Source organism: Listeria grandensis (assembly GCF_014322885.1).
GTDB lineage: Bacteria > Bacillota > Bacilli > Lactobacillales > Listeriaceae > Listeria_A > Listeria_A grandensis.
On the sequence record NZ_JAASUG010000005.1, the window covers coordinates 51,232 to 74,550 of the forward strand.

13 protein-coding genes and 1 pseudogene are annotated in these 23,319 nt (G+C 43.4%); 2 read left to right on the plus strand and 12 right to left on the minus strand.

Going from position 1 to position 23,319, the window contains the following annotated elements; translation table 11 throughout:
- Window positions 1-25: 25 nt before the first annotated feature.
- The 8 genes and pseudogenes from pbpD1 to HCJ54_RS08325 all read right to left on the minus strand — a co-directional run bounded on the left by pbpD1 (window position 26) and on the right by HCJ54_RS08325 (window position 9,728).
- Entirely contained in the window at window positions 26-1,303 is a 1,278-nt protein-coding gene (gene pbpD1, locus HCJ54_RS08290; protein ID WP_187137421.1) for a D-alanyl-D-alanine carboxypeptidase PBPD1, read from the minus strand.
- A 199-nt stretch (window positions 1,304-1,502) separates the two neighbouring features.
- Complete coding sequence (locus tag HCJ54_RS08295) at window positions 1,503-3,200, minus strand: CocE/NonD family hydrolase (RefSeq protein WP_187137309.1); 1,698 nt, start codon at window positions 3,198-3,200, stop codon at window positions 1,503-1,505.
- A 132-nt stretch (window positions 3,201-3,332) separates the two neighbouring features.
- Complete coding sequence (locus tag HCJ54_RS08300; protein WP_187137310.1) at window positions 3,333-3,710, minus strand: DUF1761 domain-containing protein; 378 nt, start codon at window positions 3,708-3,710, stop codon at window positions 3,333-3,335.
- A gap of 89 nt (window positions 3,711-3,799) precedes the next feature.
- Window positions 3,800-4,183 carry a cupin domain-containing protein gene (locus HCJ54_RS08305; protein WP_185411618.1) on the minus strand — a complete coding sequence of 128 codons (384 nt, stop codon included), beginning with the start codon at window positions 4,181-4,183 and terminating at the stop codon, window positions 3,800-3,802.
- Between the two features lie 195 nt (window positions 4,184-4,378).
- Window positions 4,379-5,657 (minus strand): annotated as a pseudogene (locus HCJ54_RS08310) (Y-family DNA polymerase).
- Window positions 5,645-5,983 (minus strand): hypothetical protein, encoded by a 339-nt coding sequence (locus HCJ54_RS08315; protein ID WP_036066479.1) that lies wholly within the window; start codon window positions 5,981-5,983, stop codon window positions 5,645-5,647. The pseudogene HCJ54_RS08310 and the gene HCJ54_RS08315 overlap by 13 nt, the downstream one beginning before the upstream one ends.
- A 214-nt stretch (window positions 5,984-6,197) precedes the next feature.
- Entirely contained in the window at window positions 6,198-8,342 is a 2,145-nt protein-coding gene (locus HCJ54_RS08320) for a DNA topoisomerase III (protein ID WP_185411617.1), read from the minus strand.
- A 375-nt stretch (window positions 8,343-8,717) separates the two neighbouring features.
- Entirely contained in the window at window positions 8,718-9,728 is a 1,011-nt protein-coding gene (locus HCJ54_RS08325; protein ID WP_187137422.1) for a WxLIP family cell surface protein, read from the minus strand.
- 257 nt (window positions 9,729-9,985) lie between these two features.
- On the opposite strand from HCJ54_RS08325, the gene HCJ54_RS08330 reads away from it, so the two are divergent.
- Window positions 9,986-12,364: a GDSL-type esterase/lipase family protein gene (locus tag HCJ54_RS08330; RefSeq protein ID WP_187137311.1), complete on the plus strand. Its 2,379-nt coding sequence runs from the start codon at window positions 9,986-9,988 to the stop codon at window positions 12,362-12,364.
- 51 nt (window positions 12,365-12,415) lie between these two features.
- On the opposite strand, the gene recQ is transcribed toward HCJ54_RS08330, so the two are convergent.
- Window positions 12,416-14,194, minus strand: a complete 1,779-nt coding sequence (gene recQ, locus HCJ54_RS08335; RefSeq protein WP_036066478.1) for a DNA helicase RecQ — start codon at window positions 14,192-14,194, stop codon at window positions 12,416-12,418.
- A 912-nt stretch (window positions 14,195-15,106) separates the two neighbouring features.
- On the opposite strand from recQ, the gene HCJ54_RS08340 reads away from it, so the two are divergent.
- Window positions 15,107-17,527, plus strand: a complete 2,421-nt coding sequence (locus HCJ54_RS08340) for an MSCRAMM family protein (RefSeq protein ID WP_187137312.1) — start codon at window positions 15,107-15,109, stop codon at window positions 17,525-17,527.
- A gap of 74 nt (window positions 17,528-17,601) precedes the next feature.
- Here the strand turns inward: HCJ54_RS08340 and guaB are convergent, their stop codons facing one another.
- The 3 genes from guaB to HCJ54_RS08355 form a co-directional block, all read right to left on the minus strand.
- The gene (gene guaB / locus HCJ54_RS08345; RefSeq protein ID WP_036066476.1) at window positions 17,602-19,068 is read right to left on the minus strand and encodes an IMP dehydrogenase; all 1,467 of its coding nucleotides are present in this window, start codon (window positions 19,066-19,068) and stop codon (window positions 17,602-17,604) included.
- 274 nt (window positions 19,069-19,342) lie between these two features.
- Window positions 19,343-20,974, minus strand: coding sequence for a ribosomal protection-like ABC-F family protein (abc-f, locus tag HCJ54_RS08350; protein WP_187137313.1), 1,632 nt, complete (start codon window positions 20,972-20,974; stop codon window positions 19,343-19,345).
- Window positions 20,975-21,492: 518 nt separating this feature from the next.
- The gene (locus HCJ54_RS08355; protein WP_187137314.1) at window positions 21,493-23,283 is read right to left on the minus strand and encodes an EndoS/ChiA family endoglycosidase; all 1,791 of its coding nucleotides are present in this window, start codon (window positions 23,281-23,283) and stop codon (window positions 21,493-21,495) included.
- Between the last annotated feature and the right edge of the window lie 36 nt (window positions 23,284-23,319).

Here is a 23,319-nt window from a genome sequence, read left to right on the forward strand (position 1 = left end):
CAGAATCTAGCTTTTCGTTCCTATATTAGTTAAACCAACCTTGGACACCATCTGTTATATAGTCCCAAATACCAGTGAAAAAATCACCAATATTTTGAAGTGTTAGCATGAACCAGTTTGATTTTGCAACGTCATCTTTCGTCACGACATTGATCGTTTCGGCTTTCTTACCATCTATATAGCCAAGTGTGTCGCTATCTTTAAGTTGGACAGCCATCGTGCCCACTTTGGTGTCTTTTTTTACTGGAGCATCTAATGTTTTTTCATCTAACGCTACTTTTTCATCTAGCTTTGGTTTAGTTGTTGCTTTAGGAACGACTGTTTTCACGGCGTCCTTCGTTACTAGATTAACGCTATCTTCTTTGCCTTTGTTAACCTTAATTTTATCTTTCACTGCCGCATTTGCTTTACGAACTTCCATCACTTTAAAATTATTAAAAGCGAAATCGAGCATCTTGTTGGTTTCACTAAAACGCGTCTTATCATGCGCGCTTGTGCCACCATTCGCATGCATAATAACCGTAATAACACGCATGCCATCTTGAACCGCAGTCGCTGTCAAACATTGTCCCGCGTAATCGGTCGTTCCTGTTTTTAGGCCATCAACACCTGTTCGTGCGTAAATCAAACCCGGCAAAAGCCAATTCCAGTTAGTCATATCGATCTGATCGCTTGTGCCTTCGCGGAATTTTTTCTTGGCGATGCTAGACGTTTTAAGTACCTCTGGATAATCTTGAATGAGATCCTGAGCCAGTTTCGCAACACCTCTAGCAGTCATTTGGTTTTCATCTGTTATTGCACCAACTTGATGATGGCCTTTTAAATCCGAATTAGTTAGACCACTCACATTGACAAATCTATGCGCACCAAGCTTGAGTTCATCGGCTTTTTTAGACATCATATCGACGAATTTCGCTTCTGAACCAGCTATTTTCTCGGCAATCGCAATCGCCGCACCATTTGCAGAGTAAATCGCCACTGCTTGGTAAAGTTCTTCTACTGAATACTGCTCACCGCGTCTTAGTGGTACATTAGAAAGCGCCCGATCTTGTGAAACCTCATAGGCATAATCAGAAATCGTGACTTTGTCATCCCATTTCAACTTACCTTTTCCGATTGCCTCTAAGAGCAGATATTCATCCATCATCTTCGTCATTGATGCAATTCCCATGAGCTGATCTGGATTTTTTCCGTATAAAATCTTGCCTGTTGACTCTTCAATCGTGATTGCTGCATTTGCATTAACTGTTGGAGGCGCTACTGCCGCGTCCACCGTCACAGGTCCATGTACTAAACTGCTCATTGCCAAAGTTGCCGCTAAAAAGACAACCCCTAGTTTTGAAAAAATTCTCACCTTACCGCTCCTTCATGCTCTTTGTTTTTTTATTATTTAACATTCAAGATCAAGCTCCCTTAGCTTCTTGAAAGGTACTTTAAAATTAGAGATACCTCACTATTCTATCATGAATTAAATAGCCCGCATAGCATCTTTAGTCATAAAATCATTTAATTATCGGTAGCAGGATGTGGGACGGATGTTCTGCATCATGAAAAATCATCTGATTCGCAATAACACTTTCTGTCGTATCAATGAAGCTTGCACCCGTGTTCGGATTTGCATCAAATCGTGGAAAATTACTTGATGATATTTCCACACGAATGGCGTGCCCTTTTAGAAACACATTACTCGTTGACCAAAGATTGATAGTGTATTTGTGTAAACCATTTTGGACCTTAGCACCATGTTGTTTGGAAGCCCGAATAATCCCTTCTGTCAGGTTATACGCCGTTCCATCAGGTAAAACATCGATTAACTTAGCCGTGAAATCTGTATTCACTGCATCCGTCTTTGCCCATAAAACCACTTCAACAGGTCCCGTTACTTCAAGTTCTTCTGTGAGCGGCGCCGTTGTATAACACAGAATATCTTCACGTAGCTCTAAATCTCGTTGGTCGCGCGGACCGTCGGCTTGGATCGCCTTGTGCAGCGTACCACCACCATGTGACACTACTGGATTTTCAGGATCATACGCAAAAACATCGCTTGGTTCTGCCATTTTAGGTCGTTTGAAATCTGCGAAACCATCCCCATTTCGCGTATTAGCCTTGCCATCACTATGAAAATATAGCGGAGTAAAATTCGTGTCTTCGAGCGGCCAATTCTTCGCGCCTTGCCATTTATTAATTCCCATTGTGAAAATCTGAATTGGCGCTGTATGAGGTAGTAGCTCCCCTTTTAGCCAGTGGTTAAACCACTCGAGGTGGCGCGCATGCATACTTGCCTCACCCCAAGATCCTGCAGCAACACCAAAATCACGATCCCCAATCATCGATACAAAATTACCATGCGTCCACGGCCCAATCACAAGCTTATCTCCCAGGCCTTGTCTATGTCCCCCCAGAAAATTCGCAATCGTTTTGTCTAGGAAGCAATCATACCACCCCCCGATGTGGAGGCCTGGTGTTTTTACTTTATCATAATTGTCCTTCACACTTGTATCCTGCCAATGTGGATGATCTAGCGGATAATCAAGAATTTCCGTAAAATATGGCATAGCACCAGTATTTTTAATCGGTGGCCACGCATTGATCGGCTTAAATTTATACCATTCCTCTAAGTTGTCCAAATCCTTCTCTAATTGTTTCATTACCGCTTCTCGTTCTTCTGTATCTGTAATATGTCGCGTAATCATATCTGGTAAGATCGATTCGATGCTCCACGACGACCATGCACCAAGTTCTAGCGCACCATCGTGATCATTAAAGACATCCGTCATATTATTTTGTGACATCGTTGGTACAATGACCTTTAAACTCGGTGGTTCGGCCATGGCTGCAAGCAGTTGCGTATATCCATAATACGATAAGCCGAACATGCCAACCTTGCCGTTTGCCTGCGGTAGTCTTGCAGCCCATTCCACCGTATCATAACCATCTTTCGCCTCATTTATGTACGGAACAAATTCCCCCTCAGAAGTATAGCGTCCGCGTACATCCTGAACCACAACAATATATCCATTCTCCGCCAACACATCCGGTCGTAAAAAATGAAGTCCAAAAATCTTACTGTACGGAAGTCTTGTTAGTAAAACCGGAAATTCGCCGTCCGTATCTGGACGATAAACATCCGCATACAATGTTATACCATCCCGCATTTTTGCTGGAACATCTTTTTCAATCTTAATTTTGTAATGTTTCACGTGAAACAACCTCCTTCTATTGCTATCTCTATATTATTGTTTCGTATTCTTGTGCCGGAGTCAAGGAAAGCGCGTAATAAAAAACAGAGCATCCCCGATTTTGCATCAGAAATACTCTACTTTATTAAAACTTCATCCAAAAAACGCAACACTTGCAGTCATAATCATAATCGTAACTAATTTATAGCTCTCATTAATCAGAATAAGCTTAAATGGCTTCATTTCGAATACATAGTTTTTGATTGCGGATAAAATCGCGGCTACAGCAATTAACAAACCGCCAATATAGATATCCAAATCTAAATGAATTAAAATAAAGCTAACAACTAGAGCCACTGCTATTTCTACAAGAAGCGTAACAATCATCGGTGTTATCGGCGATCCTTTTTGAATGGTTTCTTCATCTAGACCCACCGCTTTCATCCAGGCCTTGCCAAAAAGTACTGTGTACCATAAAGCTCCGACAGCAAATGCAACCAAACCTGCTAATAATGCAATAATGATGTTCATGTCATAGTCCCCCTTCTTTGTGCAAAGTCCATAGTAGCACGTTTCGGGTGACTTTAACATTGATTCACCTATTTTATATATAATTATCACTATTCATGCTCATGCAAAATTAAATCCAATGGTACCGGTCCTGCGATTCCAATAAATACAAAGTCTGTTGTTCCGGTGTTCTTCATGCCATGCTTCTCGCCTGGTCTTGCTACGCACACCATCCCTTTTGAGATTTCAACCGATTCTCCACATTCAGGATAGTATGTTCCTGAATCACCATCGATGCAAATCCAAATATCATCCGCTTGTTTGTGAGAATGAAAATAGAGTTCTTGTCCAGGCTTTAAACACCATACAGCTCCAACTGTTTGTCCAGTTTCATAAAAAATATTTTTCTTAGCTTGGGCATTATCGAAAGACTTGATTTCATTTACATCAAAAATACGATTTTGATAATCTTGTACTTTTTTCGCAAATATCATTAATAGCAACTCCTCTCGAATTTGTGATTATATTCACAAATTATATTTTACACCCAATATGCTAAGAAAGCTTTGTACTTTTAGGCTAGTTTTGCGCCATTTCTTTATCTAAATAGAATAAAAAAATTTGTCCGTTGGTTCACAGTATTGACTAATATAGCTAAAAAGTAGAATTATTTCGTGTGATTTAGCCAGTCAACCCTTATGCCCACCAACCAAAGTTGCCCGTCGCATCCCTGTCGCCCCACTCGCTAAGCTACTTGCGTGCATTAATGATTGGAAGCCGTAACGATCGCGGATTTTATCGATGGTTCGTTCCAATTGCTCTTGATTCACAGTTTGAACGGCACTTTCAAATAAGTTTAACTGGGTTCCTTCTTTATAACGGATCTTCCCCAATTGGACAGATAGGCTTCGAATTGGTTCATTCGCAACATGCTTCCGAAACAAATAAAGCACATAAGCAATTAATTTCTTGCTACTATCCGTGGGATGAATTTTCATCTGATTTCCGAATCCTTTGAGTACGCTATAACGGCTATAACCGATCGACAAATGAACGACAGCCGTTTCAGCTTGCTCTCGTCGCAAACGCATTGCTATATCCTCCACCATTTCACGGATAACAATCTCTACTTCCAGATGATCTGAATAATCTCGTTCTAATATCTGGCTCTTGCCAAAGCTTTTCGACAATGGGACGTACTTCTCTGCCAAATCCGTGTGGTCAATACCATTCGCATGATAAAAAAGCTCTTCGCCAACGAGACCCATCGCGTGACGTAATAGGTTGGGTTCTGTATGCGCTAAGTCATATATTGTATATATTCCCAAACGATTCAATTGTACTTCTGTTCTTCGGCCAATGCCCCACATTTCTGTCATTGGCTTCACACGCCATAACTTGCTGGGAACATCTGCGTAGCGCCACTCTGCTATTCCACTTTGTTGATGTTTTGCTTCCACATCTAATGCTACTTTGGCTAGCAATGGATTATCGCCGATACCGATAGTGACGTAAAGTCGCAATTCCGTTAAAATATCTTGCTGAATCCGCTTCGCAATCGTCATGGTATCTCCAAATAGGCTATGTGAATACGATATGTCTAAAATCGCCTCATCAATGGAATAAATCAGCAAGTGTTCTGGCGCCACGTAACGCTTAAATATTGCGATAATCATTTCATTCACTTGCAAATAAAGCTTCATCCTTGGTTCCGCCACCACAATACGCGAATCTTCTGGGATTTCATAGCGTCTCGATCCTGTTTTGATATTGAATGCATCTTTCATTCTCGGTGTTGCGGCAAGGACTAAGCCTCCTTGATTTTCTTGATTACTCATCACAACTAAATAAGCCTCTAACGGGTTTAAGCGTCGTTTAACACATTCAACAGACGCGAAAAAAGCTTTTTACATCGATGCATAAAATATCGCGTTTCGGGGCGCTATCATAGTCTATTAACTGAACCATTTCTCAAGCCGCCTCTCCTCAATATGGCGAATATTCGCAAGTTCCGTAGCAGAGATTCCTGTACTCGTTCGAATGTAAATACTGTTGCCTTCTATCCCAATTAATTGCCCAATAATATCCGCCTGTGCATCGACACCGATAGCTTGATATTCTTGAATTGCTAACATGACGCGCTGGGAAGTTGCGTGCTGTAGAATGGACTCAATTTGTTCTTCACTCATCGCTTCTTTCCACTCTGGAGTCTTGTTCGCTTGCTCCATATGTGCTGTGTGCTCACTTAATATAAAGCCGCCCCACTTCTTCATTCCTCGATCTGTGTAGGACATGATCAATCGCCTCCTGTTTATTGGTTGGGTGATATTTTCCATGTCTTGTCTCCACCACTATATATAACAGTATACAAACATACGTTCGCTTTCGCAAGTCTCTAAAGAACTATTTACTACTGTATCTAATTATCTAGTCCATTACCAATTTAAAGAAGCGCATGAAAAAATACACATCCTAACCCATTTCTAGGTTTAGATGTGTATCCAATTCTTACTTCAGCTTCAATTTCGCTAATGCTTCTGCCATTGGGTTATTGAATGGCTCTTCTTCTTGTTTATTTTGCTTCTTCATATAGTTTGCAACTTCGCTTTTCGAGACGTTTTTATTCTTTTCGTTGCCTCGGCGAGCGTTGAATGCTGACAGTTTTTCGCGATGACCACAGGAGCACGTGAAAATTTGTTTATCGCCTTCTCCGCGCAATTCCATCCGTTTATGGCAAACTGGACAGCGGGCGTTTGTTGTTCTAGCAACGGATTCACGGTGCCCACATTCGCGGTCTTGGCACACGAGCATCGTGCCCCGCTTGCCTTTGACTTTAAGCATTAGTTTACCGCAATCTGGACATTTTGTTGATGTGATATTATCATGCTTGAATTTCTTATCATTTTGCTTGATTTCCGTCACGGCTTTTTTGGCGTAGTCGCGCATTTCATTCGTAAATGTCGTTTTATCTAGCTGACCTTTTGCGATTTTAGATAGCTTTTGCTCCCAAATTGCAGTAAGTTCTGGTGATTTCAAATCAGCGGGAACAAGGTCGAGCAACTGACGGCCTTTGGAGGTGATCATGATGTCTTTGCCTTGCTTCTCTAGGGAAAAACTGTTGAAAAGTTTCTCGATAATATCGGCGCGTGTCGCAACGGTACCGAGCCCGCCGGTTTCTCCGAGCGTTTTCGCCAGATCTTTTTTACCACTAGATAAGCTTGGGTTTTCCATCGCAGAAAGTAGTGTTGCTTCATTGAAACGAGCGGGTGGCTTTGTTTTGCCAGTGTGGATCTGGATGTCGCGAACTTTTAGTTGCTCTCCTTTTTTCAGCTTTGTCACGGTGTCTGTGTCGTTGTCTTCATTGTAAACCGCTTTCCAACCAAGTGATTTCACGACTTTGCCTTTGAGACCGAATGTTTCAGCCCCAATTTTGGCTTGTACAGCGGTTTCTTCATACACAAATGGTGCAGATAACACGGCTAAGAAACGCTTCACAACGAGGTCATAAATTTTGCGTTCGCGATCATTTAAGTCGGATAGACTCGGCGTTTCTTCGGTCGGGATAATCGCGTGGTGATCGCTTACTTTGCTATTATCAACAAATGATTTGTTTGCCTTGATCGGCTTAGATGCCACAGCACGAGCAGGTTTCGCGTATGGGCCGATACCACAGGCCTCGACGCGCTCCTTCAGCGTTGGCACGATATCATCCGAAATAAAACGCGAATCGGTACGTGGATACGTCAGAATTTTGTGGCGTTCGTAAAGGGTTTGCATAATGTTCAGCGTTTCTTTTGCGGAAAAATCAAAGCGTTTGTTGGCGTCACGTTGCAGCTCGGTCAAATCGTACAGACCTGGCGCGTGTGTTTTCTTCTCCTTCACGGCTACATCGGTAATCAGGGCTTCCTTGCCGTTCAAGCTCCGCGCAATCTTCTCAGCCTCGGCTTCGTCGAACGTCTGGCCTTTGCTCCAAGCAAAACTCCCTTGCTCCGTCACCGCGGTCAACTGATAAAATTCTTTCGGCTTAAATTGGCGAATTTCTTCTTCGCGCCCGGCAATCATCGCAAGCGTCGGCGTTTGCACACGTCCACAAGATAGTTGGGCATTGTACTTCGTCGTTAAGGCTCGTGTGGCATTGATTCCAACCACCCAGTCAGCCTCTGAACGCGCTTCTGCCGAACGATAGAGGTTTTCGTAGGCTTTGCCAGGTTGTAACTTGCTGAACCCTTCACGAATCGCCTTGTCCGTCACAGATGAGATCCATAAACGTTTAATTGGCTTCTTCACTTTGGCGTACTCGATAATCCAGCGCGCCACGAGTTCACCTTCGCGCCCAGCATCTGTCGCAATCACGATGTCGCTTACATCTTTACGCGTCATCAAGCTTTTTACCGTTTCGTATTGTTTACGCGTTTGCTTGATTGGGACGAGCTTCATTTTTTGCGGGAGCATTGGCAGGTCTTCCATGTTCCACGATTTATATTTGGCGTCGTAATTCTCTGGATCAGCGAGGGTGATCAAGTGCCCCAGCGCCCAAGTAACGATATATTTCGAGCCTTCCAAGTACCCGTTCTTGCCCTGTTTACAGCCAAGAACGCGCGCGATATCTTTCCCAACAGAAGGCTTCTCTGCTAAAACTACTGTTTTTGTCATATTAAAATTCCTTTCTGGATTATGAGATACGTTTATTTTAACACAGAAAAGCTGAGCAGGCTCGTTAGGTCTGACAGAGCTTGGAGGCCCCGCAGTGAAAATCCTCTTTTGATTTTTGCGGAGGGGGTGAAAGCTCCGAAGATCTAGCCTGCGAAGCTAGACACACAGAAAAGCTAAGCAGGCTCGTCCAGATCTGACAGTGCTTGGAGGCCCCGCAGTAAAAATCCTCTTTTGATTTTTGCGGAGGGGGTGAAAGCCCCGAAGATCTAGCCTGCGAAGCTAGATGCTAACTCAGCGCACGACACTTCTTAAGACCTACAACAAAAATCTGGATAACGCGGGTACTTACCTCCCGTCATTATCCAGATTCCCTACTTATTCTTCTTTATCTTTGTCTTTCTTCGAGCGTTTTCCTAACCAGAATGCTAGGAGTACAAGTAGAATTAGCGCTAATGCTCCACCTGCAACGTACCACCACGTATAGTCTTTCTCAAGTTCTACGGCGGTATCGTTTAGTTTCTTCGCATCGTCACCTTTAATGGTGAATTCTTCATCCCATTTCCATGTTTTATCGCCGGATGTAGCGACCATTTTCAGCCGGTATTTTCCAGCTTTGAGTGGCTGGTTTTCCCAGTCAATCGCGTAGTTAAAATTAGAATTTGGTGCCATGCGAAGATTATCACGTTTGGCTTGATGTAAAACTTGATCGCCCCCTGATTTGTAAACTTTTGCATCGATCGTCAGTGGTTTAATCATCGTTGCTTCGGGATTTTGTAAGTTCGCCGTCACCACATTACGATAGTTGATTTGTTGGGGTTTGATTTCGTGTAATTTCATGTTAGGCTCTACAACCGTATCGTTTTCCGATAGTTGCACGCCAACCACATACGCGTAACGATTCTTGATTTGTACGCCTTTGCCATCTTCATTTTTTGCGTTAGGATCTTCTTTTTCGATGAACTGCAGACCTCCGAGAATAATGCCGTCAAAGCTTTCTGCTGGCATCGTCACGGATACCTTAATTGTTTTACTGCTTTTGGCGGGAAGTACAGCCTCTGCATCGGTTTTAGCGATTGCGGAGAACGGTGTTTTCAGGGATTTATCCAGCTTCGGATCGGTCTGGCTATAATCCACGATTCCGTTGTCATTCGTCACGGCCGTGTTTGCGTTCGTTTCGATTGTAATCTCCTTATCTGTATCATTTCTAAGTACAACCTCTAAATCTTGCTTTTGGCCTGGCTTCATGCGCAAGTCAAAATAGGTTTTCGATTTATCTATTTGGTTCTCTGGAATCACTGCCGTTACCGAGAAATTCGCTGCCGCCTCAGGGCTTAACGGGTGAAACAGCACCCCTATCAACATTATTGGCAATACTAAAAGTAACATGAACTTCTTCACAAAAACCCAACTCCTCTCAATTCTCTCTTTAAAAAAAGTTTATATACCTCTCTTACTTGTACCCGCTGATCCCATTTTAAAAACTAAGAATGCGTTTTTTTATACAATCCATCGTGGAAAACAGCTCTTTTGGTGAACATTTTGTTAATACTAGCCTTTTTTGTCCTTTTTGACACTAAATAAAGCTGGTATCGCCATTGGAATTCGCTTATGCTTAGGAAAGGTTATGAATAGAAAGGATGAAAATGTTGAAAAAAATACTAAAATACGCTTGGATAACATGCCTAATGTTTGCCATTTTCGTGATTTTACCTTTATCGACGAAAGCAGCCGAAACTGGCTTTATTCCCACAGTAAATATTGTGACAACAGTTGGAAATGCAGTTGGATTGCCTACAGAGGTGCAACAAGCGGACAATGCATATAAATTAACAAAAGTGAAAGTACAGTGGAATACTATTGATCCTGCCATTTTTAATGAGGTTGGGGAACATGTTATATTCGGAACAACCGAAAATGCACATAAACCGGTAAAAGGAGCGATTCATGTTTTCTCAAATGCAAAACCGGTGAATGTTGCTGCAATTGGGGATAGTATCACATACGGTCTGAACGTGGAAAACGTTTTTTATAACGCTTATCCGAAACAGCTGAACAATCGACTCGGAACGAATTACAATGTCACGAATTATGGGAACAGCGGGAAAACCTTGCTTGAGAACGGGGATGATCCGTATATCCGCACAACGCAGTACACGCAAAGCTTGGCATCTAACCCAAATGTCGTGATTATACAACTTGGCACGAATGATTCTAAATCGTTTAATTTTGCAAAAATCGATCAATACGTGGGCGATTACGTGAAATTAATTAATAAATATAAGGCGCTAGCAACGAAACCGATTGTCTATGTTTCCCTACCACCGGTTGTGTTTAACACAGCTTACATGATTAACCAAGCAAACATGGATAAAATTTTGCCAAAAATTGTAGAGGCTGCTGAAAAAGCGAATGTGGACGTTTCGATTATCGATAATCAGACGGCGACGGTTGGTGCGAAAGAATTTGTACCTGATGGCGTGCATCCGAATGGGAAAGGCGCTGCCATCTTGGCAAATAATGTCTATCATACAATAACTGGTGAGCAACCTGAGTTGTCTGGAAAAGTAGCGGCGAATGCTTATAGTACAAGTTATGGCGCGATTAATGCGGTCCCTACAACAGCGGACAAGACGCCATTTCTATCGAATATTTCGACACAAAACTGGGTTTCTTACAAAAATGTGAATTTTGATAAGTCTTTTGGTAGTTTGCAGATGTCCACGGCGGTACTCTATGATGCAACGACTGTTGAAGTGAAACTGGATAGTCCAACGGGAACAACGATTGGGACAAAGGTTTTGAAACAAACAGGAAATGTGAACACATGGGCTCTAAATACAATCCCAACAACGAATGTTAAGGGTACGCATGATGTATATTTCATTTTTAGCAGACCTTCTTCATTCCCGAATTTTGAGTTGCTGAATCTAGGAAGCATTGATTTTTCTTATGATGCGGCGAAACCGACGGAAATTATGTCAGCGCAGGATCTTGAGGCAGCTCTAGCAAGCGGGCTTACAAATTTGAAGCTGATGAATAATGTGACATTCACTAAGAATTTACAGCTTTCGGATGATACGAAACTAAACCTAAATGGCTACACGATGAATACCTCGAACTACTATTTAAGCAAAAATGATGCGGCAGGGAAACGCATTCAATTTGATATTTTTGGTGGTAAGGTAGCTGGTAATAACGCCTACGGAAGTATTTATAGTCCTACTTCTGAGTACAACAACTACGGCATGAACATTAACGCTAAAGACATCACGTTTAACGGCACTCTCTTTATTCGTAATAATGTGCTGGGCGCAGTAGTTACTTTTGATGGTCATAACGTGATTAAATCAACGACAGGTAGCAATGTTTACGTTCGCAATATGACGATTAAGGCAGGCTCTTATTACTATGGTTCCACGGAGGGCGGCGGTTCATCTAACGAAAGCGGCTCGACGGTCATTACGATGGGTATGGGTAATACGGACAAAAACTTCATCGTTGAACCTCAGGCAAAAGTAGAGCTGTACCCTGGTAGTAAAGGGCCTTGGTATGGACAGAACGCGATTTACGGCTTCTCTAAAATCAGCATTGCAGATGGCGCTAGCTTCACGGCAAGTGGCGCGCAACCGATGCTACGAACAGAATACACAGCCAAAAATGCACGCGTAGAAGTGGCACCAAATGCGGTATTCAATGTTCGCACAACGGAAGCGGCAGAGGGCTTCTCTTATAGTTTTGGTATCGATTATGTTTTTGATCATGTCGCGTATCTGAACTTGGAGAGCCCAAATAAAACAAACTTCATGTATGCCTTTTACAACAGTTCCATAAGCATTTCCGGTGGCAAAATCAGCGTCTGGAATGCAGCAAATAGTACGCAAACCTGGGATTCTGTCGATGTTTTCCGACTGAATAATATTCTGAGCGGCAAAAACATGGGCACACTAACAACAAGCTCGGCGGAACTAAAAAATACATTCGGTAGCCTTGCGAATTATGTAAGAATCACGAATCAAAACTAAGCAACAAAAAAGCAGTATCTGGGTTTAAGAATACGCCCAAATACTGCTTTTTTATGCTTGCTTTTGTAGTACTTCCAAGAATTCCGCACCATATTTCTCAAGCTTATTCATACCGACACCTTTGATTTCGAGGAATGCCTCTTCATCTTTCGGCAAGTATTCACACATTTGCCGTAGCGTTTCGTCGGAGAAAATAATGTATGGCGGAACTTTGTGCTTCGATGCAAGTTCCCGACGTACTTCGCGCAATTCGCCGAACAAGCCCTCGTCCACATCAATCGATACTTTCGTAACTTTACGAGCCGTTTTCCGCGTCACTTTCTCTTTACCAAGCAGGACGTTAACCGCCTCATTCGTCAGTTTTAACGATGGAAATTGGCTGTCTGTATACGCTAGATACTTCTCCGCCGCCAAATAATCGATCAATTGCAACACATCTTTTTGCGAGCGATCCTTCATCAAACCATGCGTTGATAGTTCTTCCAAACGCCACTGTTGAATTTTCTGATCCTTCGAGCCTGTTAACACTTTGGCCACCATCACTTTTCCGAACCGTTCTTGCATTCTTTTAATACATGAAAAGACTTGCTGCGCCTCAATCGTGATATCCTGCGCCTCCCGCGTATCTAGGCAATTCCCGCAACGCCCACAGTTCTCGCCTTCCTCGCCAAAATATTGCACAATATATTTCTGCAAACAGATCTCCGTATAGCCGTAACCCGCCATTTGACGCAGTTTTGCATACTCGTTTTGCTTGCGTTCTTCGTCCATTTCCGACTGATCAATTAAAAAATGCTGAATATGCGTGTCTTGCGGACCGAAAAGCAAAATACAATCGCTGGCAACACCGTCACGCCCAGCACGCCCAGCTTCTTGATAATAGGCCTCGACATTTCGCGGCAAATTATAATGAATCACATACCGCACATTCGACTTGTTGATTCCCATTCCAAACGCATTCGTTGCTACCATCACGCGCACATCATCGTACAAAAACTTCTCCTGCCAAGCGTTACGCTCCTTATCCGACATACCGCCATGATATTTTCCCGTCGGAATCCCCTTTTTCGTTAGCATCTCGTACAGCCGCTCCACCTCTTTACGCGTCGCCGCATACACGATCCCCGACTGCTCACCATTCGTTTTCACATAATCAAGCAAATACTTATCACGATCCTGCCCCTTCACGACCTGAAACGCCAAGTTCTCCCGTGCAAAGCCCGTCTGCACAATGCTATCTGCGCCGATGTCGAGCAACTTCATAATGTCCTCTGAAACCGTTGGCGTTGCCGTCGCCGTCAGCGCAATAATGAGCGGCCGCGGGTGAATAAGGTCCAGCGTATCACACAACGTCAAATAACTCGGTCGAAAATCATGTCCCCAATGCGAAATACAATGCGCCTCATCAATCGCGAAAAGCGCAATATCCGTCGTATCTACCAAACGCTTAAAGCTCGCCGTCTCCAAGCGTTCCGGCGCGATATAAAGCAACTTCACCGCTCCATTTTCCGCATCCCAAAGCCGATTGTCAATCTCGTTGCCCGAAAGTGAACTATTAACAAATGTCGCCGGAATCCCCTGCTCATTCAGCGCATCCACCTGATCCTTCATCAACGAAATCAGTGGCGAAACAACGATCGTCAAGCCATCCAAGACAAGCGCTGGAATCTGGTAACAAAGCGACTTTCCGCCACCCGTCGGCATGATTGCTAGCGTATCCTTACGCGCAAACAGATTCCGCAACACGTCCTCTTGTCCATCACGAAATGTCGAATACCCAAAGCTCTCCTGTAAAACCTGTTGTGATCTACTCCAATATTGTTCAATCATTTATTAGCACCTACCTTATCTCCCGTACAAACTTTTCTATCCATCTAGTATACCGTTTTTCTCCAAACAAAAGAAGGGCTTTCGCGAAATCCGTTTTTTCACGATGAGTCCTTCCAGCAACAAAGTTTTTCCAATCTCTTATAAAAACAACATAAATTCGTCACAATTCTACACCATAAAGCGAAATCCTGTATCTTCACAACTTTTTCCAATTGTACACTCATAATTCCTTTCACATCTACACTAATACGTATACGTTCGGAGATGCAACTATCACAGGAACATACGGCAAAGACATAGTATCCGCCTTTGGGTTAATGGAACTGTTATTAAGCACACTTGCCAACGGAAACTTCACCATCAGCGGTCTCGCAAGCATCACGAAAGCCATTGATAAAGTAGAAATTGCAGATGTCAACGTAAGGCTATAAAGAAGTTGCACGCAAAACAGTGTAAGCTGGAGAATAAGGACATTTCACCCAGCCCAACAGGAGAAAGCACGCTTCCCATTTAGGATGCTTTTTCCTGTTGCGATAGTTCTATATACACCACCTTACATACCAAATTTGGAAAAATTTCATAGTTTATACACAGTACATTGTACACATAAAGTGGACATCACAAATATCAGCGGAAATCCAATTTAATTAGTAATGAATTTAACATAAATGTGGCTAATTTTATTCTGATTTTTTACAATAAAAAAATTATTTACATTACATATGGAACATAGCATGTGTTTTATCACACTTTACAGGACTAAATGTCTATGTTAAAATTTCACTTTGTAGAGTCAAACAAGAAATTTATAACACGTATTGTCAAAGGAGGGATCATTAAATGCACCATGATTAGTTAATCTATTCCAATAAGTTAGATTTTTCAAAAAAACATTTCCATAGAAGGAGACACATGATGAAAAACCAAAAAAAATACTTAATAACCTTGATTTGTCTTATCTTATCTCTACAATCATTCAGTTTTGCCGTAACTGCTCAAACTAGGTCTTCCACAGATAGTATCCAAACGGCGATTACCGTTCCATCTGGTTCCATTACTGACCGAGAAGAAATCACCATTCGAATTGATCTTTCCGGTAGCGCAGGTTCCATCACATCTAAGAACGGCGACATTACCGTTACAATACCAAAAGACATCGTTTATAGCACAACCGATTTCACATCGAAACTTGACTTACCCGCGCCTTTCAAGCTAAAAAGTGTCACAACAGACGATGCGAATTACAAACTTGTAATCTCCATTGACACTACCATGATTGCCCCGACTGATGCTTTTCATGGGATTTTCCAGATCAAGTTCGGCGCGCCAATACTTACAATTGGCAATACACACAATGACACACAGACATTTTCCGTTGACTACGCTACGAAACACGATACAGTAACTGTTGACGTCGAGAAAAAGAACCCAATTATAAAACCAGTTTTTGATAAATGGTATAAGGGTGACTTAGACCCCAATAACGTCGCAATTTTAAATACAACCGCACCTGAGAACAATAAATTTCAACTTGTCGTGAACTACCAAAACACGACTCTTAATGATGTCGTCATCACTGATACCCTACCCGTTGGAACCTCTTTAGTAGCCACAAACAAGAACTCGAATATTCCTGGAAACAGTATGACTGTTGACAATATTCGCATTCTAAAGGCTAATACTTTTGATGAAGAGGGCGTCGTTAACAGTTATAAATACGTGACTGCGGATTTCCAAAACAAGATTAGTTACGATACAACAACGCACACGTTTAAAGTAGACTTAGGCGACATAACGATTGATGATACTTACTTTATTGAATACGCTTTAAACGTGGATGATCCTGATCTCGGTACACAAGTGAACGCGGCGAACTTCACAGCATCAAACAGCATCGCTATTCAAAAAACGTTTCCTGTTAAAGCAATTCAGCATTACGGAACGAGCTATGTTCTAAGCAAGAGCGTAGATAAACAGATTCTCAACTACGATGAAAACATGCTAACTTACACGCTAAAACTGATGTCGTTGGACGGCGCAAACATTCCTGCGGGCACGATTATTACCGATCCGCTAGATTCCCGAATTCACATCACATCCATACTCGATTACGATTCGAGTAAGTTTGACATTCAATACGACGCCGATTCGGTAACAATAACAACGCTCGTGGATACACCGAAAAATGCAATCAATAGCTGGACTTTTGAAGCAGATGTTTCTACCTTAAAAATTGGCGATACGCTCCCGAACGCAGCTTATATGAACGTATCGAACAACATTATCCAATCCAACACCGTAGCAACGAAGAAATACGACGGTCGCATCAAAATAATGAAAACAGATAACTTCGGCAAGGAAGTCGCAGGTGCTGCGTATACCATCACAGATGCGAATAATACTACCGTTTTCCAAGGAAAAACAGACAAAGACGGCGTTCTTCTATCGGCAGCCCTATATCCTGGTACGTACAGCATCGTGGAAACATCCGCACCAGTCGGTTATATCCTTGATAGCACACCACAATCCGTAACGATTACAGACCTAGACACCGATCCGATTATCTTACAAACAAAGAATTTCGTTAAAACTGGTTCTGTCGTGCTCACCAAAGTCGATTCGGCAGACCACACGGTAACACTCTCTGGGGCAACTTTTGACTTACTTGACGAACAAGGTACGATTTTACAAGAAGGCCTCATCACGGACGAGAATGGATTTTTGGCTGTGGATGACTTAAAACCTGGGATGTACAGCTTTGTTGAGACAGAGGCTCCTGCTGGCTACACATTGGACAGCACGCCGTTCCTATTTGAAATTCCTTTTGGCGATGATCAAACTCCGGTAAAAGTCGTGGTGGAGAATGTGATTATGCTCCGACCAGGACCATCATTTGATGACCCTATATTTGATGACGACCCTACACCTGATGATCCAACACCAGTGAATCCAGGTACAGAGAAACCAGGTACAGAAACACCAAGTACAGAAACACCTGGTACAGTAACACCAGGTACAGTAACACCAAGCACAAAAACACCAAGTACAAAAACACCAAGTACAAAAACACCAAGCACAAAAACACCAAGCACAAAAACACCAAGCACAAAAACACCGAACGTAGAAAAATCAACCATCAAAGATCCTGCAGAAAAAGCACCAGCTCTAGAGGAAACGAGCACATCAACAAAAATGACAGCATCGAAAACAACAGAGTCAAAAATACCAAAAACCGGTGACAGCTCAGAGCGTAATTTAATCCTAATCGGCTTAGTTTTATGCCTTCTTGCTTCCATGCTATTCGTAGCACAAGCTAGAACGAGGAAAAACTAGCCACACCAAAAAGCGTCCTAGCTTTGATGAGATTTGCGAGTCTCATCAAGCCTAGGACGCTTTATTTTGTTTATTTAAGAAATACTATAGTTTGGCGCTTCTTTCGTAATTTGGATATCGTGTGGATGCGACTCACGCAAGCCTGCACCAGTCATCCGAATGAATTGCGACTCTTCACGTAAGTGGCGCAAATCGGCCGAACCACAATAACCCATACCAGAACGAATACCGCCAATCAGTTGAAACAGCACGTCCGCAAGAGAGCCCTTGTAAGGCACACGACCTTCGATACCCTCCGGAACTAGCTTCTTCGCGTCGGCTTGGAAATAACGGTCCTTGGAGCCCTTCTCCATCGCAGCCAGACTACCCATACCGCGATACGTTTTAAAACGACGGCCTTGGAAAATTTCCGTTTCGCCAGGACTTTCGTCGGTTCCAGCAAACATACTACCGATCATAACCGCATGACCACCAGACGCAAGAGCCTTCACGATATCGCCAGAATACTTAATCCCGCCATCCGCAATAATCGTTTTGCCATACTCACGCGCAACCGTCGCACAATCATAAATCGCCGTAATCTGAGGAACCCCAACACCTGCGACCACACGCGTCGTACAAATCGAACCAGGTCCGATACCCACTTTCACGATATCCACCCCAACATCAAAAAGTTCACGCGTTGCCGCAGCCGTAGCCACGTTACCAGCAACAATATTTACGTCCGGGAACGCCGCACGAATCTCAGCAATTTTGTCTAAAACGCCTTGCGAGTGACCGTGTGCCGTATCAATAATGATAGCATCCGCGCCAGCTTTGACTAGTTTCTCCGCACGGCTCAGCGTATCATGCGTCACGCCAACTGCTGCTGCAACGAGCAAACGACCATGAGAATCCTTCGCCGAATTCGGGAACTCAATCACTTTTTCAATGTCTTTTATCGTAATAAGACCTTTCAAAACACCATTGTCATCCACGAGTGGAAGTTTCTCGATGCGGTGCTTCTGTAGGATGTTCTCCGCTTGCTTCAACGTCGTGCCAACTGGTGCTGTAACTAGGTTTTCCTTCGTCATCACATCAGAAATCACGATCGAATAGTCTGTAATGAAACGCAAATCACGGTTGGTCAAAATCCCAACAAGAATGCGGTCTTCTTCATTATTAACAATCGGTACACCCGAAATGCGATATTTCGCCATCAAATGCTCCGCGTCAAATACTTTATGATCTGGCGTCAAGTAGAATGGGTCAATAATAACACCACTCTCCGAACGTTTCACCTTCTCAATTTCCCCAGCTTGCTCGTCGGCTGTCATGTTCTTATGAATCACCCCGATACCGCCCTGGCGCGCAATCGCAATCGCCATTTTAGCCTCCGTAATCGTATCCATACCCGCACTAAAAACCGGTACATTGAGCTTCAGTGTCGGCGTCATTTCGACTTTCAAATCCACTTCATTCGGCAGCACATCCGATTTCGCCGGTACCAACAATACATCATCAAAAGTAAGACCTTCTTTTGCAAACTTAGTCTCCCACATGGGTCGCAACACTCCTTCAAATTTGGTTGACGTCACCGCTCCAAAATTACAAGCCATTCTTAATAGTAGAAAAATCACTCGCAACCCCTCTTCGTTTCCGCCGATAGATTTTGCTAATTGTATAAATGCTACAAGAAATAGCGTCATATGTCAAGAGGCTGATAATTATCAGTTTTTTCTGAACTAGTTTGACTTTTAGACCATCAGCTAACTATTTTGATATGAAAGGACTTGTAGGCGTTTTTTACATCCATTCGCCATAGGTATATAGTCTCTATGTTTCACGTGAAACAATTGCTTTTCGTTTTTCGGTAGCATACGAATAATTTCCCCCGTACGACAAAATCTGCCCCCGTTCCAACCAAACCGTCCTATCAAAAATCTGGTCCATGAAAAAGCGGTCATGCGAAATCGCAATAATCGTCCCCTCAAAATTTCGCAATGCTTCCTCTAGAACTTCCCGTGACGCAATGTCCAAATGGTTTGTCGGTTCATCTAGAAGCAACGTGTTCACCGGTTGATTCATAAACTGCGCCAAACTAAGACGCATCCTCTCGCCACCACTTAAGTTTGCCACTTTTCGAAACACCATTTCGCCGTAGAATAAGAAAGTCGCCAACATATGTCGCGCGTCACCCTCAACAACCGCCACCTTATCGCGAAACGCCTCTAGAACCGTCTGATTTTCATCCCCGACATCCATGTGCTGCGATAAATAAGCAATGTCAACACTTGGCCCTACATGCACCGTCCCGATGTCAGGCTGCAACTCACCAAGGATCAGCTTCAAAAGTGTCGACTTCCCAGCCCCATTATCACCAACAATCGCAACTCGCTCCTTCTGCCTCACGTGCCAGTCCAGGCTCTCAAACAGAACCCGCATCCCGAATTCCAACCCAACCTGCTCAAAAATCACCACATCTTCCCCGCTACGTTTCGACTCCTCGAATTCAAGCCGCATTTTCTTCTGCTCCAAAGCCGGTTTTTTCAAGACCTCAATCCGATCTAGCGCCTTCTCCATACTTTTTGCGCGGCGGAACAACGCATCATTCGGCGGATTAGCCTCCATCGCCCATTGCCGCAACCGCTTGATAGCCTGTTTCATCTTCTTGATTTTCTTCTGCTGATCCTTATAATCCTTGAATTCCTTGAGTAGCCGCTCCTCACGCTCCACTAAATATCCCGAGAAATTCGTGTGATACGTGATCAACTCCTTGTTTTCAAGTTCCACAATCTTGTTCACAACCTCATCCAAGAAATACCGATCATGCGAAACAACCAACACCGTCCCCCGATATACCCTCAAAAACTGCGTCAACCACTCCACCGCCCGCAAATCAAGATGGTTTGTCGGCTCATCCAGAAGCAGCAAATCAGGTTCCTCCAACAACATCTTAGCAAGCGACACCTTCGTACGCTCCCCGCCACTAAGCTGTTCCCAAGGCTTATCCGCCAAATGAGGAATTCCTAACCCATGCAAAATTTTATCCATATCCGTGTCTAAATTATAGCCTCCCAACTCGATAAAACGAGCCTGCTTCTCACCATAATCTCGCAGCAACTTCTCGTTCGTATCATGCATCATTCGACTCTCCATCGCTTCCAATTCCACCTGTAAAGCCAGTACATGCCCAAACGCCGTCCTCAGAAAATCGCGCACAACCATCGTGCCCGTCACGTTCGGCATCTGATCCAACAAACCCACCGTCGCGCCCTTTTGCACCGAAACAATCCCCTCATCAGGTGGCTCAATCCGCGCAATAATCTTCAAAATCGTACTTTTCCCCTCACCATTTCGACCGATGAGCCCAATTCGTTCTCCCTGCTCCACCTGTAAACTAATTTTCTCTAAAATCAAATCCCCAGTAAACCGTTTTGTTACATTATTTAAAGCTACTATTGTCATAATTCCTACTCCTCATCATTGTTCGAGAAGCATGTCATCCATGTGCTGCTTCATGTCCCGCGCCTTCGGATCCAGCTTCTACGGCCAACTCCTCGAAAACTTCACGCCCTCCGCAAAAAGAAAGAGCGGCTTTTTACTGCGGCCGCTCCAGTTTTTTTCGGAGCTAACGGGCCGTTTCAGCTTTTCATCTGCATGCACAAAAAAGCTTAAGCAAATCCTCGATAATCCGGCAAACAACGCGTCACAAAACGCCCTATTCCAAAATTCGAGACAAATGCCCAAGCTTCTTATCTATCTTATTTCAACGTGGGAATCCATGCTTCTCTTATTTTTCCGATATTCAGTTACTGAAATTGGGCAGACTTGTACCCTGTAACTGACATAATGGAAAAAACGGCACGGATGATACTGCATAAATTACTTACTAACTTCAAACGCGCTATTGAGAATTTCATGGATTCCTCACCTCTTTTCGTTACTAAAATATGCTTTTAGAATACTAGGTTTCGCGACTAATGTCAAATACCTTTTCTACGTAACACAACGATAGATGCAAAAATCGCTAACGCACCGACGACTGCCGGCCACTCGCTAGAAGCTCGATCCCCTGTTTGCGGAAGTTTCGCAGTTCCTCCCGTATTCATCACTACTGGGGCTGCCTTTACTTCTTTGACAATAGGTTTATCGTCGACAGCTGGCACCGGCTCAGGTTCGGATTTCGCATAAACATAAATGACGCCCTGTTCTTGCTCTGTGAACATGCCACTGCTTAGCCCTTTTGTTTCTTGTAAAGTGTAATTCGGGATATCTTTTTGCGGAACTTCATAACTGCTACCGAATTTACCAGTGAGCTGCAAATCCTCCGCCAGTTTTTGACCGTTTACATTTTGATAGCTTACGGTCACTGGTTTCGGGATTGCCGCGATACTATTCAAAAGTTGTTCCACGGCTTCATTCACTTCCGACTCAGAATATTTCTTCCCACCAATCAGCGTTTCTAAGGCTTCTTTGGCGTTTTTCAGAGCTTCAATGTCTGCTGCATTTGTTTTGACTTTGGATAGGATTGCGTCAGCTTCGTCGATCGCGCTGAATGCTGATGTGAGATAAATCGATGTTAGCTTTTGCTCTAAGATTGGGTCGTAGCTTGGACTCAGCGCTGTTTCGAAATTCGCACCTAAGATAGCTACATTGGCCTCATAAAGGTTGGTTGCCTTGTTGATCGCGCTCTCCACTTCTGCTACTTTTTCGTTCGTTAGATTTCTGCTGTACTTAATTCGCTGTAAATGATGGTTTGCCAACGATTTTGCAGTATCCACAGAATAACCGTTGACTTCTAGGATTGCCGTTTTCGTCCATAACAAGTTCGAAGGTGAGACACTATTTATGTCCGGCTCATTGTAAGTTTTTCCATCTCGGTCGAAAGCGTACAAGAACATCCCCGATAAATTATTCTCCCGAACGTGCTTCGCGACTTGATATATGTTCGAATCTTCGTACGGAAGCCTCGTATCATACCACCGATTCCGATCCTGCTCCTCTGGAAAAGTAAGGCCCGGTAAAAACTGCGACTTCGGCAAATACGGCGCATACGCATTAGCCGCCATTTCCGTTCTGCTTGGACCACTTCCATACTGTTGATACGCCAGCAAGTCAAAACTATCGCTCACATTTTTAAATGGATTCATATTTTGCGCATTCGTATCATACAAAAAAAGCGTGCCGTTATTGGCTTTCGGGCCGATATATTTCGATAACGCCTTCACAACACCGTCAGAAATCTTCACCTCATCCGCAGTCGGATACGTTTCCATATCAATGTCCAAACCATCCAATCCCCACGGCACCATCAGTTCATCCAGCAATGCCTTAGCATAACTATCGAATTCCTGCTCTGTCGGAAAAGCGCCTGCATAAGGAATAGCCAGCAATTTCGAATAATCAAAACCACGAATCAGCTTCACACCCCGCGCATGCAACTCCGGCTCATATTCCGCTTTTAGCTTATCAAAAAACGGTTTTGCAAGCTCCTCCTGACCAGGCGGCACATAACTAAACACGTTAACAATATTTATCCCGTACGGAATATCGCTCATACTAATCCAGTTCTCATCAGGCAAGCTCGTGTTAACCCCCTTCATCTCCACATCCCGCCAAGCCCGGTAATAAATCATGAAATTCTTATTCGTGACCTGCTCCTCCGCCTGAACACTTCGAGACGGCACCGAAAACATCGGAACCAAGCTAACACACAGCACAAAAACAATCGAAAAAATCAAGCCCTTCTTACTCATGAAAAAACCCCTTTCCATTTTCTAATCTCCCAAGACATGCTGAATTTAACCAGA